Origin of the sequence: Chondromyces crocatus, from assembly GCF_001189295.1 — a bacterium.
Classification (GTDB): domain Bacteria; phylum Myxococcota_A; class Polyangia; order Polyangiales; family Polyangiaceae; genus Chondromyces; species Chondromyces crocatus.
Genome location: NZ_CP012159.1, coordinates 6,218,945 through 6,237,354 on the forward strand (window position 1 = coordinate 6,218,945; position 18,410 = coordinate 6,237,354).

Annotated in this window: 10 protein-coding genes; 6 read left to right on the plus strand and 4 right to left on the minus strand. The window is 70.8% G+C overall.

All coding sequences use genetic code 11. From position 1 onward, the window contains the following. Positions 1–16 precede the first annotated feature (16 nt). Positions 17–841 carry a DUF434 domain-containing protein gene (locus tag CMC5_RS48625; protein WP_156338810.1) on the minus strand — a complete coding sequence of 275 codons (825 nt, stop codon included), beginning with the start codon at positions 839–841 and terminating at the stop codon, positions 17–19. 108 nt (positions 842–949) lie between these two features. Here CMC5_RS48625 and CMC5_RS46610 point away from each other — a divergent pair, with 108 nt between their 5' ends. From CMC5_RS46610 to CMC5_RS22775, 3 genes are all read left to right on the plus strand, one after another. After that, complete coding sequence (locus CMC5_RS46610) at positions 950–1,321, plus strand: hypothetical protein (protein ID WP_179955477.1); 372 nt, start codon at positions 950–952, stop codon at positions 1,319–1,321. Positions 1,322–1,700: 379 nt separating this feature from the next. Then, positions 1,701–2,159 carry a GFA family protein gene (locus CMC5_RS22770; protein WP_050432391.1) on the plus strand — a complete coding sequence of 153 codons (459 nt, stop codon included), beginning with the start codon at positions 1,701–1,703 and terminating at the stop codon, positions 2,157–2,159. Positions 2,160–2,283: 124 nt separating this feature from the next. Then, on the plus strand, positions 2,284–2,757 hold the full coding sequence (locus CMC5_RS22775; protein WP_050432392.1) for a GFA family protein: 474 nt from the start codon (positions 2,284–2,286) through the stop codon (positions 2,755–2,757). A 500-nt stretch (positions 2,758–3,257) separates the two neighbouring features. On the opposite strand, the gene CMC5_RS22780 is transcribed toward CMC5_RS22775, so the two are convergent. The 3 genes from CMC5_RS22780 to CMC5_RS22790 all read right to left on the minus strand — a co-directional run bounded on the left by CMC5_RS22780 (position 3,258) and on the right by CMC5_RS22790 (position 5,929). After that, positions 3,258–4,166, minus strand: coding sequence for a hypothetical protein (locus CMC5_RS22780; RefSeq protein WP_050432393.1), 909 nt, complete (start codon positions 4,164–4,166; stop codon positions 3,258–3,260). A 276-nt stretch (positions 4,167–4,442) separates the two neighbouring features. Continuing rightward, positions 4,443–5,126 (minus strand): HNH endonuclease family protein, encoded by a 684-nt coding sequence (locus tag CMC5_RS22785; RefSeq protein WP_050432394.1) that lies wholly within the window; start codon positions 5,124–5,126, stop codon positions 4,443–4,445. Next, positions 5,123–5,929: an AAA family ATPase gene (locus CMC5_RS22790; protein WP_050432395.1), complete on the minus strand. Its 807-nt coding sequence runs from the start codon at positions 5,927–5,929 to the stop codon at positions 5,123–5,125. Before CMC5_RS22790 ends, CMC5_RS22785 begins: the two co-directional genes overlap by 4 nt. Before the next feature lie 894 nt (positions 5,930–6,823). On the opposite strand from CMC5_RS22790, the gene CMC5_RS22795 reads away from it, so the two are divergent. Genes CMC5_RS22795 through CMC5_RS22805 form a run of 3 tightly spaced genes read left to right on the plus strand, consistent with a single transcriptional unit; the run spans position 6,824 to position 18,296 of the window. Further along, positions 6,824–9,565, plus strand: a complete 2,742-nt coding sequence (locus tag CMC5_RS22795) for a hypothetical protein (protein WP_050432396.1) — start codon at positions 6,824–6,826, stop codon at positions 9,563–9,565. After that, positions 9,562–16,395: a HEAT repeat domain-containing protein gene (locus tag CMC5_RS22800; RefSeq protein WP_050432397.1), complete on the plus strand. Its 6,834-nt coding sequence runs from the start codon at positions 9,562–9,564 to the stop codon at positions 16,393–16,395. The genes CMC5_RS22795 and CMC5_RS22800 overlap by 4 nt, the downstream gene beginning before the upstream one ends. Further along, positions 16,392–18,296 carry an SWIM zinc finger family protein gene (locus tag CMC5_RS22805; protein WP_050432398.1) on the plus strand — a complete coding sequence of 635 codons (1,905 nt, stop codon included), beginning with the start codon at positions 16,392–16,394 and terminating at the stop codon, positions 18,294–18,296. Before CMC5_RS22800 ends, CMC5_RS22805 begins: the two co-directional genes overlap by 4 nt. Positions 18,297–18,410: the final 114 nt, after the last annotated feature.

Genomic DNA, 18,410 nt, shown 5'->3' on the forward strand with positions numbered 1-18,410 from the left:
TCCACCGCCATCCTCGTCACCCCAGCAGATTCACCACCCACGCCCCTCTCACCCATCGCCTCACCACCTCCCCCGCCAGATCCACCCAGCTCTCACACCGGTCCAGCACCACCCCATCCGACGACACCACCCCCCGCCTCCCTCTGAGCACCGCATCCGGATCCCGCACCAACCCCGCCTCCACCCCCACCCGCCCTCGCTCCTCCTCCCCCTCTCCAGCCTCCATCTCCCCCTCTCCTTCCGCCCTCTCTCGCCTTCCCCACCCCGCCTCGATCGCCCCCCTCAGCCGCCCCGACGACGACACCGCCTCATCGATCCACCACCGCGCGCCGGCCACCCCCGCCTCCTGCAGCGCTTTCTCCACCCATCCCAGCGCCCTCTCCGTCTCGTCCAGCACTGCGTAGCTCCCCCGCACCCCTGCCAGATCCCGCAGCGCTCCATCGGCGCCCAGCAACAGCGGTCCGCCGCGTTGCGCCACCTCCAGCGTGATCAACAGATTCAGCCCGTCGATCTCCACCCACGCTCCCCGCATCGCCTCCAGCTTCACGCACCGCGCCCGCCGCGCTGCGCGTTGCTCTTCCGAGCACCCAGCCCGCGTCAGCGCCATTCGCTGCCGCGCATCGAACTGGTGGTGATTCCCCACCATGGTCACCACCATCCCCAACGGATATCCCCGCCCCAGGAGCCAGTTCACCTCCTCCAGCCCGGCGCGAAGCCGCACCAGCGCCTCCCCGCCGAAACGCTCACCATCCCCGGCGTGCGCCCCGCGTCCACCCACCGCGCTCAAGGCTCCACCTCCCCCTTCGGAAGCGAGCCCGCAGTCACCCGGACGAACATCCACCAGGCCATCACGTTCCCCCGATCATGCAACCGAACCTGCCTCCCCGGGAGGGACCACGTATCCTCCCACCCCTCTCCGGCTCCTCTCCCCGCTGATATCCTTGCGTCCATGAAACGCCCCCTCTTGCTCTTATTCCTCGTGGCTCTCCCCCTCGTCGGCGCCTTGCTCCAGGCCTGCGGCGACTCTGGATCGGCAGGCGAAGCTGGCAACGGTGGCGCTGGCGCGGGCGACGGCTACCCGTGCAGCACCTTCGGACCGCATGATCTCGAACGCTGTTCCATCGAGGGGATCTCGTGCTCGTACGCGGACACCGCGTGCATGTACTCCTGGACCTGCGAATCCGGCGCGTGGAAGACCTCCGATCAGTGCCACACCTCGGGCGGCAACGGCGGTGACGGTGGCAGCGCTGGCGGAAGCGGCGGCGCTGCCGGGGCCAACGGCGCTGGAGGCAACGGCGGCACTGCGGGAAACGGTGGCTGAACCCCTACGACCAACCCGCGCGAACCCGAACTCCTGACGAGCTGCGCTCCACGATCCAGAGCGCCGCGAACCACCGCGACAGCCTTCCTTTTCACGCGCGCAGCCCTCTGCACGCCCGAACTCCTGCACGCGCCCGAACTCCTGCACGCGCTCGAATTTTTCGCGCGCTCACCCCTCATCACGCGCGCTCAAAGCCCGCCCCCAGCACCTCCTCCGCCCCCTTCCGATCCCCCTTCCGGCTCACCGCCGCCCTCCCCACATCACCCCAATCTCCCCCTCGCCCTGGCCTCCCACAATCCTGACATAGAGCTGTCATCCCCCCTCGCTACCCTCTCTCTCGAACGCACCGACAACCTCCCTCCACCTCCCGAGGATCCCCATGGAAACCACCCAGCCCGCTCACGCCGCGCCCCAGCCCCGGACCACACCCCGCACACACCGCGGGAGCTGTCACTGCGGCAACCTCACCTTCGAGGTCGACCTCGATCTCTCCGAGGGGGCCACCCGCTGCAACTGCTCCATCTGCACCAAGCTCGCGAGCTTGAGCGCCATCGTCAAACCCGACGCGTTTCGACTCGTCCTCGGCAAGGAACGCCTGTCCATCTATGAGTGGGGGGCCAAGGTTTCCCGTCGGTACTTCTGTAGCCGCTGTGGGATTCACGCTTTTGCGCGGGGCCACCTCGCGGAGCTCGGCGGGGACTACGTGGGGGTGAACCTCAACTGTCTCGATGATGCCGAGCTGAGCCGGCTCGAGACCACCTACTGGGATGGTCGACACAACAACTGGCAAGCCGGCGCGCGCTCCACTCCCTGGCCCATCCACCCCGCTGGCGTCTGAGCATCACCCACCACGACGGCCTGCCTCACGATTCCGCCACGCCGAGCTGGCCGCGAGCGGACGTCAACCGCTCGCTCTCTTCGACGAACGACCGCACGACCCGAGAAAGGACGATGGGCATCCCATGGACCACGACGACACGACACGCGACGCTGCCGCCACGAACGCCACCAGGACGCTGCACGGGAGCTGCCACTGCGGGCTCGTGAGATTCGAGGTCGACCATGACCCCACCGCTGAAGCGACCGGGTGCAACTGCGTCAACTGTACGAAGGTTGGCGTGGCGGGCCTCATCGTGAATCCCGCCGCCTTCCGGCTCGTGCAAGGCGAAGATGCGCTGGGCATGTACACCTGGGGCGCCAGCGGGATGCGGCGCTACTTCTGCAACCACTGCGGTGTGCATGGCTTCGTGCGTGGGAACGTCGCGGAGCTTGGTGGCGAGTATGTTTCGGTGAGTCTGCACAGCATCGACGGGGTCGAGATCACCGAGGTGAAGGTGGCTCACTGGGATGGCCGCCACGACAACTGGCAAGCCGGTCCGCGTGAGACTCCCTGGCCCATCCTCGATGCCGAGATCGCGGTACCCGTGGAAGTCTGAGCGGCTGAGTTCACCCTGCATGGCGCAGGCGAGGTGCTGCGCCAGCAAACGCGCGTCGTCGACCTCGGCAGCCGCGGACGTCTGAGCCGCTGAGCCGCCCCTGCGTGATGCAGGCGAGGTGCTGCGTCCGCAGACGCGCGCGTCGTCGCCCGAAGCTTTCCCCAAGGGCCGCAACAGCGGTCTCTCGCTCTGTACCAGTCGACTTGCGCGCTGCTGAGCGCAGCCCATCGGAAGCGGGCGCGAGGGCTCGTACAGCAGGCTCTCCGCGCTGCACTCGTGGAGCCGCGCGCCGCTGAGCGCTGCTGCATGGAAGCGGGCGCGAGAGCTCGTTCTGTTGGCGCGGGGGCGCTGCGTCGTGAGGGGCACTGCGTCGGAGGCGGGCACTGCGTCGGAGGTGGCAGCGTTTACGCTCTGCCGGCGACGTCAGGGGGGTCGTGCTTTGGGGCGGGTCCTCGTGCTGGGTGACGAGGGGGCGTCGGGGCGGTGCGGGCTTCAGGAGATCAGGGGTGATCTGAGGCTTCGTTCGGTGGGGATCTCCTGGAAGCGGGGGCGCTGGTGGAGGGTCTGCTGGACGAGGGGGAGCTGGTGGAGGGGGCGCTGGAAGCGGGGGCGGTGGGGGGCGGGGCTGCGGTGGTGTCGGGGGTGGGCTTCGGGGGGACGGGTTTTCTGGGGGGGTTGTCGAGGAGGCGGAGGGTGAAGGCGTCGGCGATGACGGGGGTGCCAAGGGCGCGGCCGGCGTGGCGGGCGGCTCGGCGGGCCTGGCGGGCAAGGGTGACGATGATGCCGTCGAGGAGGTTGAGGTGCTCGGTCTCTTCGAGGGAGCTGAGGTTCTCGGAGCGGTGTTCGAGGGAGGTGGTGAGGGTGGTGAGGGTGACCGCAAGGGCGGTGACGATGGCGGGGCCGCCTCGGTAGAGGGCTGCGGTGGTGATGTCAGGGGTCTGGAAGGTGGCGAGGAGGAGGGCGAGGTGGGCGTGGAGCTGGAGGGCGAGGCCTCGGGTGCGTGGGAGGCGGGAGGTCTGCTGGAGGGTGGTGGTGGCGAGGCGTTCGAGGTCCTCGGGGGCGCCGTCGGCGCGAAGGGCGGTGGTGACGGCGAGGAGGATGGTGCGGGCTGCGGCGCGGTGGTGCTTGGCCTGGTGGATGGCGTCGGCGTAGGCGCGGCGGTCTCGGCGGAGCTGGTTGGTCCGGGCGGTGCGGGTGACTTCACCGGCGATGAGGGCGTCGCGGGCCTGTTCGAGGAGGAGGGCGTCGGTCTGGCTGAAGCCGTAGTCGATGAGCTGAGGGGCGTGCTTGGCGAGGGCGAGCAAGGTGGCGCCAGCCTGGGCGACGGTGTCGTGGGAGCTGTAGTGGGTGCCGACGCGGATGTACTTGGCGCGGGCGTGGGGCGAGAGGGTGGCGGGGTCGAAGGTCATGGGTCGTCTCCTGAGGGGTGTTCACGGGGTGGGACGGCTGCCGCCGGAGATGTGAAGGGCTCCGGGGCGTTCCGGTAGACGCGCAGGTGCGTGGGGTTATTCGCAGGGGGAGACGATTTTTTTACGCACTGCGGGGAGAGGGAGAACGCTGCGGGAGAGCGGGGGGATGGAGGTGGGAGGGGGTGGCACCTCGGAGGTGTTCCGTGGAGGTGCAGGAGCGTGCTGGGAGGGAGGTGCGCGGGCGCGGGTTCAGGTGTCGCTGCGCGGGCGCGGGGTTCAGGTGTCGCCGTGCAGGAGCAAGCCCTGGCGCCGAAGTTCGGAGGCGATGAAGGGGGCGCGGTGCTCCAGGTAGACGAGATCGATGCCGCCCTCGCCCGGGCCGAGGTGGTAGCTGGTCACGTATTCTTCGCGCTGTTTTCGGCAGTCACGAAGGTTCAACAGGGACAGGGTGGCGTCGATCTTTGGGTGCTGCGCGTTCGGTGCGCCGTGGCGTCGCTGGACGTCGAGGGTCGCGAAGTCGAGTTCGAACCAGCCGTCCTGCACCTCGAATGGGTCCACGACATCCAGCACGCCCTTGGCGGTGTTCACGCACGCGGCGCTGAGGCGGTAGTTCGACCATTCGTAGGCGAGTTTCCGGTTCTTCGACTTCGCGACGAAGTGGTCGACCGTCGGGCTGCCCGTGGCTCGCTCGATGTACATGGCGAGGTAGGCGCAGCGCTGGCCGTAGAGGGCCATCATGTCGTCGAGCGCGCTCTTGCCGTCGGTCTTGCGAGGTTCGATCCAGAGGAGAGGGAGCTTCGTCGGAGGGATGTCCTCTTCGCGGGCATAGGTGGTTGACGGTTTGCGGCCTCCTTTGCCCTTCACCGGCTTGCCCAGGAGGCGCGTGATTGCTTCCTGGCCTCGCTGGCGGACGTGTTCCTCGAAGCTGGGTGGCTCAGGGGCCAGGGCAACTCGGATCACGTCGTCTTCCTTCGGCTCGACGTTGCCTTGCGGCTCGATGCTGCCTTGCGGCTTGGCATGGCCTTACGGCTCGATGCTGTCTTGGTGCTTGGCGATGCCTTGCGGCTCGATGCTGTCTTGGTGCTCGCCGGTGCCTTGCGGCTCGATGCTGTCTTGGTGCTTGCCGGTGCCGGTGCGGCTTGGCGGTCGCGGAAGTAGCCCCAGCGGACCCAGAACGGGTCGATGTCGGGCAGGCCGGCGTCGCGCAGGGCTTGGTCCGCAGCGGCGATGGCGGTGGCGGAAGCTGTGCCTTGGTGCATCAGCGTCCGAGCTTGTTTCACGGCTCGCTCACCTTCGATGGAGCGGGGCTCCTTCAGATCGAAGGCTTCGCTGGTGAGCCAGTTGCCGATCTCGCCGTGACGAACGTAGGTCCGCGAGGTGAGCTTGACGGACGGGGGCCGGGTCGCTTTGTCGAGATCGAGGTCGAACCAGGCGTCCTTCTCGGCGTGGAAGAGGGGCTCGACGGAGGCCAGGACGAGGGGGGAATGGGTCGCGGTGATGAGCTGGACGCGTGAGCCGTGCTGGCCGGTGAGGATGTCCATCACCGGCAAGAGCGCTGGGACGATGCTTCGCTGCCACCGGGCATGCAGGTGGGCTTCGATCTCGTCGATGAGGAAGATGATTTCTCTGGCGGGGGGCTCGCCGCGGACCTTGGCAGCGGCGAGGTGTTCGTCCCACGTCCAGATGAGCAGGTAGGCGAGTGCGACGATCCGGCGCATGCCGGCCGAGGCGTAGATGATGGGGACATCGTCGCCGTAAGGCATGCGCAGCGGCGTTCCCGGAGAGGGCAGCGGCGTTCCCGGAGAGGGCAGCGGCGTTCCTGGAGAGCGCAGAGACGCTCCCGGAAAGAGGCAGAGACGTTCCCGGAGAGGGCGGCGGCGTTCCTGGAGAGCGCAGAGACGCTCCCGGAAAGAGGCAGAGACGTTCCTGGAGAGCGCAGAGACGCTCCCGGAAAGAGGCAGAGACGTTCCCGGAGAGGGCAGCGGCGTTCCCGGAGAGGGCAGCGGCGTCCCCGGAGAGGGCAGCGGCGTTCCCGGAGAGAGGCAGAGACGTTCCCGGAGAGGGCAGCGGCGTTCCCGGAGAGGGCGGCGGCGTTCCTGGAGAGCGCAGAGACGCTCCCGGAGAGAGGCAGAAACGCTCCCGGAGAGGGCAGCGGCGTTCCCGGAGAGGACGGCTGCGTTCCAGGAGAGGACAGCGACGCGCCCGGAGAGGGCGGCGGCGTTCCGGGAGAGAGGTGGGGCGTTGCCGGAAAGCGCAAAGATGTTGCTGAGATGCGCGGGAGGAAGGGGGGGGAGGTCCGAAGGTGGGTGGGGGACTTCGAGGGGGTTACCTTTTCGGAGCGGCGCTGTGCGTTTGGTCCTCCTGCTCGGTACGGGGAGAGAGAAGGAGGATCGGGGGCCTGGAGGCGGGGTCAGGGGCTGTGCTGTGGTGATGCGTACGCTTCCGCGGGAGGGTCAGGTGGGGGGTAGGCACGACGGTATTGGATGGTCTGGAGGAGGGGGGCGTGGGTGAAAGGGATGGTCGGGGTGCGAACAGGTGGGCGTCCTGAGCGCATGCCCCCTTGACCCCTACCCCCGCCCGCACCGATGCTGCCGGCCTGACGTAAGTCCGCCCCCCACGCATTCCAGATCTCCGTGACACAAGCGGCAGGAGCGCCCGTGGCGACGACAGCGAATCCGATCGACATCTCGAACCTCACGCGCCTCGCCGAGAGCGGGTCGCCCCACCTCTCGGAGTCGCTGCAGCAGTTCCTGCAGCAGCCGGATCCTCAGCCGACCCGGGTACGCGAGGGCGCGCTCACGGTGGAGGCGTTCCTGCGGCTCCTCTCGATCGCGCAGGGACAGGGGACGCCAGCGCGTCGCCGTGAGCGCGCGATGGAGGCGTGGCAGCGCTTCTTGCCGCAGACGGAGCCCGAGCCGCCGCCGCGTTTCCAGCTCGCCGATCTCCTCCAGCGCCTCTACGAGGAAGGCGCCGAGCCGGTGCGCGCGGAGCTGATGGACGCTTTCCGCACCGCGCCGCTCGTTTACGGCGCGTGGGGCGGGATGAAGCGCATCTACAAGCTCGCGGAAGCCCGGCTCGATGCGCAGATGTTCGGCGTCCTCGCCTACCGCTTCGACGTCGAGCTGTCGCGCTACGGGCGCCGCGAGGTCTCGCGCGCGACGCTGATCTACCTGCGCCGGAGGGCGTGGCGGTTCTTGCGGGAGCTCGGGCGCCAGGTGCCGGAGCTGTACCCCCAGTTCGCCGTCGAGGTGCTGCGCCACTTCGACGCAGGCACCAAGGTGAGCAGCCTGTGGATCGCGAACCACATCTGGGGTCACGGGACGAAGAGGTACGACCGGAGGGGGTTCCACGGTCAGCTCCCCCCCGCCGACATCGTGAAGCATCGCGCCTACCCGGATGCGTGGGCGCGCTCCCCAGACGCGCTCATGCTCCTGCTCGAGGTCTGCAAGGCGGACTCCGCAGCGCGCTTCGCCATCGAATGCCTCCGCAAGGACCACCCCGATCACCTCCGGAATGTGACCCCGGAGTGGCTCGGGCGCCTGGCGCACCGCCCTCTCGCGAGCGCGCACGACTTCCTCGCCGAGACCCTGCTCGGATCGCCGGAGCTGCACCAGGGCAAGCTCCGCGGCCTGGGGCTGCACGACGCGGTGCTGGCGCTGCTCGACTCCCCCAGCCAGAAGGCGCGGACCTACGCGATCGAGTACGCGCGGGCGCACGCGCAGGATCTCGGGGCGGAGCGGCTGGTCACGCTCCTGGAGTCGATCTTCAAGGAGACGCGGGCGTTCGCGGCGGCGGTGATCACGGGGCGTGACGCGCGGCAGCTCGGCGTTGCGTTCGTGGGGCGGCTCCTGGCTTTCCCCGAGATGAAGGCGTGGGCGACGAAGGCGCTCAATGAGTCGTTCGATCGGTCGGAGCTGCCAGAGGCGTTCCTCATCGACATGCTCTTCGGTGAGGTGTCGCAGCAGGAGTGGGCGCGCGGGTACCTGAAGAACCGGTACGAGGCGGCGGAGCTGGGAACGGCGTTCTGGATCCGGGTGCTCGACGATCCGCGCGCGAAGGAGCATCGGGCGGCTCGAGACAATGCGCTGTCGCTGCTCGGGAAGTACCCGGCGTCGGCGATCGGGGCTGCGTGGTTGCTCGATGCGCTCGCGCGAAACGAGCTTCAGTCCACCGTCGCTTCCTGGCTCGCGCGCGCCGATGCCCTCCCCGGGCTCGATGTGGAGCGGGTGAAGGGGCTGGTGTTCAGCCGTAACACGCGCTCGGCTGCGCTGGAGGTGCTGGGGAATCCGAAGCTCGTCAAGCCCCGCGACATGGGGCTCCCCTGGCTCCTGGCGCTGGCGCGCCGCGCCGATCCGGCCTTGCACGAGTTCGCGCGCCGCTACCTGCTGGAGCACATGAAGCCCGGCGACTTCTCCGAGTCCGGAGACCGCGCGGCCGGCATCGAGCGCCTCTTCGGCCTGGCGCTCGGGGACAAGGAGCCGGAGCCGATGCGCACCTTCGGGCAGACGTACCTGCGGTGCCATCACCCGGTGCTCGGTCCGGAGCAGCCGGAGGCGAAGGCGATGTCGCTGAAGCCGGCGCTCTCGCGGGAGGCGTACACGGCCGAGCGGGTGTGGCCCGCGCTGTTCGATCACCGGGAAGACGTGCGGCGCTTCGCGGCGACGGTGACGCGGGTGGAGCTGCGGCGCTGGGGCTACCAGAAGCGGGTGTACGCGCTGGCCGAGAGCGACGCGCGCGAGGTGCGCTCCATCGCGTACGACGCGCTGCGGAAGATCGGGGAGCGGGACGCGGATGCGGCGCTGACGCTCCTGGCCGACGAGCTGGAAGCGGCGCCGATCTTCGCGCTTCTGGAGAGCTTGAAGCGGGGGGCACGCGAGCTGGGCATGGAACTCATCCTCCGGCACTACCAGCGGCTCGGTGGCGCGGAGCGGTTGGGGTGGTTGATGCAGAGTGCGGACCGCGATGTGCGGATGTTCGCGGTGCGGATCCTCTGGGAGAAGCATCGGCCGCGTCATCTGCCGTCGGGGTGGAAGCCGCGCGGGGCGCGTGAGGAAGCGGCGCTGCCGGCAGACTTCGATGGGGGGCGGTTCGCGGATCTGGAGGCGCTGCGGGCGTTCCTCCGGTACGTGATGTTCGGTCTGCCGGGGGGGCGTCAGGCGGAAGGGCGGGATGGGGCGCTGTCGAAGCGGAAGATCCCGGCCAGTGTGGCGAAGCGGAATGTGGTCGAGGTGGTGCGCGATCTGGCCGTGGAGGATGCTGCGTTCGCGGCGCTGGTGGTGCCGCTCCTGTCCGAGCTGACGGGGTCGATCGCGAAGGGTGAGTGGCAGGCGTGCCTCGCGGCGCTGATGCACCTGCGCAAGGCCCATCCTGGGCTTGTCATCGAGGGGATCCGCGGATGAGCCATAACATCGAGCATTTCGAGAAGGTCCGGGCCCTCGCGGCGACGTCGCGCATCCTGGCGGTGGGCGGTGTCCGCGCCGTGCCGCGGGGGGCGACGTCGAGCGGGAGCCAGATCACGCTGTACGACGACGTCTCGAACAAGCGGCTGCGCGCGATCGAGGTGCCGGCGCACGTGTTCGGGCTGGCGATCGTTCCTTCGGCGACGGAGGGGGGGGAGCTGCTGGCGGCGGCGCGCGGCGATGGGCGCGTGGGGCTCTATACGCTGGAGGGGGCGGAGAAGCAGGTGCTCCAGGCGCATACCGGCGCCGTGCGCGCGGTGGCGGCAGCGCCGAGCGGGGAGCGGGTGGCGAGCGTCGGTGACGATGGGGCGCTGCGGCTCTGGAAGGTCGGCGAGAAGAAGGCCGTCGGGGAGTGGTCGCTGTCGGCGGCGCCTCTGCGGGCGGTGGCGTTCGATCCTGGCGGGGAGCTGGTCGCCGCTGCGGGCGATGATGGTGTGGTGCGCGTGGTGACGCTCGCCTCGGGCGCGGTGCGCGAGATGTCCGGGCACAAGGGCGCCGTCTTCGCGCTCGCGTTCACGCCGCGGGATGGTCGGGTGGCGTCGGCGGGCGAGGATGGCGTCGTCCGCATCTGGTACCTCGTGGGCGAGGTCGAGAGCGAGACGCGCGGTGAGGGGGGGACGGGGCACACGGGCGCGGTGCACGCGCTGCTGTTCTTGCCGCCGATCGATGCGCTGGTGGACGGCAAGGAGATCAGCGATCGGTTCCTGTCCTCGGGCGAGGATGGGAAGGTGAAGGTGTGGCGGCTCGAAGATCGCCGCAAGCCGCGCACGATCGAGACGAGCGCGGCTCCGCTTCACGCGATCGCGTTCGCAGCGAGCGGCAAGCAAGGCACCGGGATGCTGTTCCACGGTGGGGATCGCCGGACGGTGTGGCGGCAAGCCGTGGACACCACGGGGATGCCCGTGGAGCGGACTTTCCAGCTCACGGACGGGTTCCACGCGCTGGAGGCGGAGCTCGCCGGGCAGAAGGCGGCGAAGCTCTCCGGTCTGAAGAAGGCCGCCGTGCTGGAGGAGCCGGAGGCGGTGGAGCTGGTGCTCCGGTCGGTCCGGAACGACAAGGACGCCGAGGTCCGGGCGTACGCGGCAGCGAAGGTCGCCGAGCACGGGCGGCGCGAGGGGCGCCCGGCGCTGCGGGAGGCGCTCGACGATCAGCACGCGCTGGTGCGGCAGGCGGCGTACGAGGCGCTGCTCTCGCTCGACAAGGAGAGCCCCTTGTCGGCGCTGCGGCTGGCGCTGGCGTCGAAGGCGGCGGATGTGCGGTCGAGGGCGCTGACCGCCCTGCCCGCGCTGAAGGAGTCGTCGCCGCTGGTCCCGGGGCTGATCGCGGACAAGCTCTCCGATCACGATGCGACGGTGCGGCTGACGGCGCTGTCGGAGCTGATGAAGCTGTGGCCAGGGCAGCCCGAGCCGCTGCGGACGGCGTTCGAGCGGGGGCCGGCGGATCTGCGGGCCGAGGTGCTGCTGCAAGCGATCACGCTGGGCTGGCTGTCGACGCCGGTGCTCTCGCCGATCGTGGCGCGGGCACTCGACGACGAGGACGCGGAGGTCCGGCGGCTGGCGTTCGCGGCGAAGGTGATCGAGCGGCGGGCGCTGTCGCATGTGCTCGAAGCGAGGGACGAGGACTTCGCGCGGAGCGTGAAGGACATCGCGCGGCGGCTGGCGCAGGTGCGGCTGGGGCTGGCGAAGGGGGCTGGCGACGCGGCGGCGAGCGGTGGTCCGAAGGGCGGAAAAGACGCCAAGGGGAAGGACGGCAAGGGGGCCGGGAATCAGGTGAGCGAGGCGGCGATCGCCGAGGCGCGGGCGGCGATCCCGGGCGTCGGTGAGGCGGGCGCGGAGCCGTCGGAGGCCGACTTGGAGCCGCTGCTCACCGCGATGGCGTGCCGCACGCCGGACACCGCGGTGCGTGGCGCGCGGGGGCTGGCGCAGCTCGGTGATACGCGGGCGCTGGGGGCACTGCTCCAGCTGTCGCGGGAGCAGGATGCGGGGCTGCGGCGTCAGGCGGCGACGGCGCTGTCGGCGCTGACCGATGGGCGGGCGGCGAAGCGGCTGGTCTGGATGCTCGACGATCCGGATGCGGCGGTGCGCGCGGCAGCGCTGGACGCGTATGGACGCATCGCGCCGGTGGGAGAGCGGCCGCTGGCCGTCGCCGAGGTGGCGCTGCGCTCTTCGCACCAGGACATCCGCGTGCGCGGGCTGGACTGGCTGGTGAAGCTGCCCGCCGAGGGGCAGCGACCTGCGGAAGCGGAGTCGTTGCTGGCCGACGCGATCGAAGATGAAGCGGCGAAGGTCCGTGGCGAGGCGTTCCGCACGCTGTGGGCCTGGCACACGAAGGCGCCCGAGGGCGCCCTCGATCGCGCGCTCGCGGCGCGGTTCCCCGACCTGCGGCTGCGCGCGGTGGAGGAGCTGAAGGCGGCAGGTGAGAAGGCGTGGGCGCTGCCGCGGCTGGAGAAGACGATCGCCGATCGGGATGCGACGGTGGCGACGGCGGCGTACGAGGCCGTCGTGAAGCTGCGCGGGGTGGAGACCCCCGAGCCGCACCTGGCAGCGATGGCGTCGGAGCACGCGACGCTGCGCACGAAGGGGGCGGAAGGGGCGCGCGTCGCCTCGGCCGGGGCGCTGCGGAGTGCGCTGATGAAGCAGCTCGAAGACGGCGAGCCGGCGCCGCGTCATGCGGCGATCGATGCGCTGAATCGGGTGTTCCCTTCGGAGAACGGTCCGATCGCGACGGGGCTCCAGTCGAGCTTCCTCGACCTGCGGGTGCGGGCGGCGGAGCTGTGCGCGGCGCGGGGGGAGGAGCGGCTCATCGATCCGATGCGCGCGCTGCTCGCAGACAAGGAGCTGCTGAAGGTCCCCAATCCGGCGTTGGTGGCTGCGTTCCAGGCGCTGCGAGGGCGGGCGGCGAGCTCGCTGGCGACGCTGGGGGCGCCGCGGCTGCTGCGGTACTTCGCGACGGAGCTGCTGAAGGACGACGACGCCGGGGTGCGCGAGCAGGCGGCGCGCGGTCTCGCCATGGCGGCGCGGCCGGGCGACGAGGGCTACCTGCTCGATGCGCTGGGGCACAAGGACATCGCGGTGCGCTCGTGGGCGGCCGATGGGCTGTCGCGCCTGGGGGATCCGCGCGCCCTGCCGGTGCTGATCGGGACGCTTCGGCACGATCACGCGCCGATCCGGGTGGCGACGATCATGTCGTTCGCTGCGCTGGGGCCCGAGGGCTACGGTGGGATGCTCCAGGGGCTGGAGGATCCTTCCCGCGAGGTGCAGGAGCTGGTCTTCGCGATCGTGATGGCGCGGGACCTGCGCGCCTTCCGCCGAGGGGAAGCGCCGGAGTTGCTGACGAGCGCGCTGTCGTCGCAGCGGAGCGATGTGCGGTTCGCGGCGGCGCGCGCCCTGGAGCTGCGGGTGGAGCCGGAAGGCTACCTGGGGCACCTGATCGAGCTGTTGACCCCGCCGAAGCCGACGGGGAAGGCCGACGCGAGCGAGAAGGCCAGCACCGAGGAGAAGAGCGAGGGCGGCGAGAAGGCCGGCAAGGGGCCGAAGGGCTGGCCGTCGGAGCAAGAGCGGGCGCGGATCCTGGTCGGCCTCGCCGAGGCGCTCGCCGGCGACAGCCCCGAGCAGCGCTACGCCGCGGCGCAGGTGCTGCGGTTGCGCTCGAAGGCCGCGGAGTTCTTCCGCGAGGCGAAGAAGGTCGGTCAGATCCGCGCGGCCGGTGCGGCGTTCGTCGCCGATACGACCCCGCGCGGCGCCGAGGAGACGGACGGTACGCCGCCGAAGGGCTGGCTGCGCCGCCTGTTCGCGCGTGACGAGGTGGCACGGCCTGCGGAGTCGCCGGCGCCCGAGGGCGTGCGCGCGAAGGTCGGCGGCATCGTGCGCAATCTGTTCGGTCGCGGTGAGGCGCCGAAGGCCGCCGTGGCGAGCGAGGCCGGCGTGGTGCCCGAGGCCGAGCAGAAGCGGCTCCGCTGGCTCGCGTTCGGCGCCTACCTGGGCCTCTTGCGCCAGGTGTCCCCGGGCGACGACGAGGGGCACCGCGTGCGGCGGGACGCGATCGACCGGATCGTGGACCTCTGCGCCAAGGGCTTCGTGAGCGAGACCGCGGCCATTCCGCCGCTCGTGCGCGCCCTCGAAGATCCCCACCACCTCGTGCGGCGCGCCGCGCTCGCCGGGCTGCGGGCGCTGTTCCCGGCGGGGTCGGACGAGCCGCTGTCGCTGGCCCTCGGCTCCACGTCGGCCGACGTGGCGCGCGCCGTGCTCGACGAGCTCGCGCAGCGCGGCGAGGTCGCGCGGCCCCGGATCGTGGCGGCGCTGAACGCCCCCGTGTCCGAGGTGCGTCGGTACGCCTTCGAGATCCTGGAGCGGATGAGCCCCAAGGGGAGCCTGGAGCCGCTGCTCGCGGCGCTGGGCAGCGAGCACGCAGACCTGCGGCTCGGTGTGCTGGATCGCCTGGCGAACGCGAGCGACGCGCGCATCGTGCCCGCCCTCTACAAGGCGATGGAGAGCGAGCACGACGATCTGCGCCTGAAGGCGGCCGAGCTGACGGCCCGCCGGCAGGACGACAAGGCCGTGGACGTGCTGGCCGCTTTCCTGCGCTCGGATCAAGCGAGCGCGGTGACGCGGGCGCGCGACGCGCTCTCGGCGCTCGGTACCGCGGCGGCGGTGCGCGCCGTCGCCGCCTGGCTGGAAGAGCAGTCGGAGCCGGCGACGCGCGCAGCGGGCATCCGTGCCCTCGGTGCGATGCGCAATCCGGCTTCGCTTCAGCCGCTCGTCGGTCGCTTCGAAGACGACGCGGCGGAGGTGCGGAACGCCGCGTTCCAGGCGCTGCTCGATCTCGTCGGAGAGCCCTGGGGCGTGGACCCGCGTCACACCCGCAAGGACGACCGCAAGCCCAAGGTCCCGACGGCCGAGGCGATCGCGAACGCCCTCACCTTCCTGCGCGCAGCGGCGCAAGCGAAGGACCCGGAGCTGCGGCTCGCGGCCGCGAAGAAGCTCGCCGTCGGTGACGCGCCGGAGGCGAACGAGCTGCTGGTGCCCCTGATCGCCGATCGGGACGCGGCGACCCGCATCGCCGCGGTGTCCTCGTACGCCTCTCGCGTGGAGGGCAAAGGCGCGCCGACGGGCCCGATGGAGGCCGTGCTGCGCGCCGGCACGCGGGATCTGATGCTGCCGGCCGCGGTGGCCGTGGCCTCGCGCGGGCTGGTCGCCGCGCTGCGGCCGCTGCTCTTGTTCGTGCGCGCGGGTGAAGGCGGCGAGCGGGAGCGCGCGCTGCTCGGGCTCGGTACGCTGGGTGATCCGCGCGCCATCGAGGAGCTGGAGACGGTCGCCGCGGGCGGCACCAAGGAAGCCCCGGTGGAGCTGTCGATGCAGGCGGCGGCCACCGAGGCGATCGGTCGGATGGCGGCCAAGCTGCCAGCGAACGAGGTGCGCGCTCGGCTCGTCACCCGGGTGGAGCAGGCGCTCGACGGCGACGTGCTCGAGCTTCGTCAGAACGCGGCGCGCGGGCTCCGATGGATCGGCGGCGAGAGGTCGCGGGTCTTGCTGGAGAAGACGGCGGAGAACCGCGACGCGCCGGAAGCGCTGAACGCCGTGGCCGTGATGCAGATCGGGTGGCTGGGGGACACGGCGTCCGAGCCGGTGCTCGCGCGGCTCCTCAGCTCGTACGGGCACGAGGTGCGGCACAAGGCCCGCTGGGCGCTGGACAAGCTCTTCCCGAACGAGCGCATGCGCGTCGAGCTGCTCGCGGTCGAGAGCGAGCGCGAAGACATCGCCGACGCCGCAGCGACCTACCTGGCCAAGGAGGCGGATCCGGCGGAGCTGGTACCGCGCCTCGGGAAGCTCAAGAACGAGGCGCTCCGCGCCAAGCTGACCCTGGGCCTCTTGCAGCGCCCGACGCTGCCGGTGGACGCGCTCGTGAAGCTGCTCGCCGAAGAGCACGCCTTCGCACGCAAGGCCGCCGCCTACATCCTGGGGGCGCGCGCGGACGCGCTCCCCGGCGGCGCGGAGCGGACTCCCCTGCTGCGTGCTGCCGCGGACGCGGAGCGACGGACGGCGGCGCGCTGGGCGAGCACGCACGGCCGCGAGCGCGAGAGTGAGCTCCAGGCATGGCTCGACCTCCTGTGGGCGCTCCGTGTCCTCCACGTGGTGGACGCCCTGCCCGTGATGCGCTCTCTCGCGAAGGGAGAGGGCGGCACGGTGCCGGCCTCGGTGCGACGAGAGGCCGTGCGCGCCGTGAAGGCCCTGGCCACCCGCGAGGTGAAGAAGGTGGCCGCCACGGACATCGACGCGCTGCGCGTGGCCCTCCGCGACATGGATCCGGACGTCCGGACCGCGGCCTCTGCGGGCCTCGCCGCCTTGTCTCCCGACGCCTCGGCGAAGGAGGTGGTCGCGCTGTCGCCCTTCGACCCGGTGGCCTTCGGCCCGATCGCGGCCGCAGCCTCGGCGGAGGTGCGCGGAGGGCTGGTGAAGAGCGAGCGTGGGAGGCGCCTGGCGCTGCCCACGGTCATCCCTCAGGGCGAGGTGGCTGCCCTGCTGACCCTGGCGAAATCGGGCAGCGATCCCGCCGAACGTCGGGACGCCATTGCTGCCCTGGGTCGTGCAGGCGGAAGTGACGCCTTGGCATTGCTGGAAACCCTGGCGTTTGATAAACGAGGGACGGACATCGCTTTGCGCAAAGCGGCCTACCGGGCCTACCGCTATGCGAAGCGTCGGGCCGAGCGAGAGAAGAAGGTGAACGCCTTGCTTGCCAGGAACGCGAACAAGACGGCCGGAGCGAGCGCATGACGACGGACACCGCACGGCCGGTCCAGCTCCGGTACAGCGCGCGCAGCGAGGTGAACGCCGACGCTCTGACGTCGAACGTGCGTCTTGCGCTCGACGGCGGGCGTGGCGTGGTGGGCGTGCGCGGTCGGGTCCGTGACGCCGCCCTGTTCCGCGACACGCTCATGGCCGCTGCGGCCATCCTGCAGAGCGACCTTCGCTACAAGGGCAAGGACCGGACGGCGTACCTCGCCTACCTGATGAAGCAGGGCAAGAAGGCGACGGCGGCGATCTGGGAGGCGCAGAAGGCGTTCCTCGACAAGTCCCTGGACGAGGACGAGAAGACCACGTCGGCGCTCGATCCGGTGCTCACGGTGCACCCCGACGAGATCTCGCTGGAGGTGTTCTCGCGCGACGAGAGCGCCTATGCGCGGGTGGCCTTCGCGAGCGATCTGTTCGAGGGGCGCGAGGCGGCCCACGGCACCACCTTCGCCGATCTCTCGCCCGATCTGATCGCGCAGATGGACCGGCTCCGTGCCTACGGCGCGGTGGATCTCGACGCTGGCGTGAACGTCGCCGGTCGTGGTCCCGCCGAAGACCGCTCGACCTCCGTCCCCTACTCGTGGTTGCGCGGCTTCCTCCAGGTGCAGTCGGCGGCGACGTTGCCCGCGGTGACCTGCGAGCTGTCGCCGGTGGACCTGTACAATGCGCTCTACACGCTCCGGACGCGCAAGGCGAAGACGTCGCCGCGCGGCCTCCGCTTCGAGCTGGTGCCCGGGCGCGCGCCGCGGATGATCGTGGAGCCGTGGGAGATCGTGCTCGAAGGCCACGGCGAGGTGTTCCGCGGAGCGCCGCGTGTGGTGCGCACGTTCGGGCGACAGCGCTTGCTCACCCTGGCGCGCGTCCTCCCCCACGCGAAGCGCGTCCGGGTGCAGCTCCGGGGTCCTGGGCTGCCGGTGTTCTGGATCATCGATCTCGGCAAGGCGACGCTGACCGCCGCGATGACCGGCTGGACCGAGAGCAGCTGGGCGAGCGTGGCGTCGTTCGACGCCCTGATGCCGCACAGCGCTTCGAGCGAAGCCGAACGCGATGCGCTCGCGTCCCGTCTCACGGGCGTGCTGCGCGAGCGGGGCCCGAGTGGGCTCGCCGAGCTGGCCGAGGCGGCCGGCGTGAAGGTCGACGCGGTGCGGGCGGCGATGCAGCTCGCTTGCCTGCGCGGTCGAGCCCTCTTCGACGTGGCGCGCGAGGTGTACAGACCGCGAGAGCTCTTCAGCGACGCCATCGACGAGCAGCGCATCCGCTATGGCTCGCCCCGTGAGGCGCGCGCCCACCGGCTGCTGGGGACGAAGGAAGCCCCGGGGGCTGGCGAGGTGACGCTGACGAAGGTGCACGACGTCGCTGGCGAGGGGGTGGAGATCCACGGCCAGGTGACCGACCTGGAGGCGCGGCGCGCGTTCACGCCGCACTTCACGATGGATGTCGAAGGCCGCGTCTCCGACGCCGCCTGCACCTGCCCGACGTTCCGCCGCAGCGGCCTCCGCGAGGGGCCTTGCGAGCACATGATCGCCCTGCGGCTCGCCTACGCGCGCAAGCGGGTGGAGGAAGACGCGCTCCGGCAGACGGAGGAAGGGCGTCAGCTCATCCGGGCCGAGACGCGCACCTACGTGCGGCGTGACGAGAGCGGTGCGGAGACCGTCTTCCGCGTGTCGCTCGACGACAAGGTGGTCTACGTGCAGTGGGGAGCGCGCAGCGCAGCCGGATGGTCTGGCGCGATGGGTGCAGCTCCAGTGGAGCCGCGTGCATCCGTCGTGCGGCACCAGCGCATTTGGTTTGACACGGACCGCGAAGCGCGCGAGGCATACTTCCGTCGTCTGGAAGATCTTGCGTCCGAGGGGTTCGTGGATGCCGACGTCGCGTCGGCCTGAGAGACCGACATCACGTCGGTCCGAGATGCCGGCATCGCGCCGGTGCGAGCAGGAACAGGAGGAGGACGAAGCGAGCGGGTCACCCGTGTCGCAGCACGAAGTGAGGAACTGAAC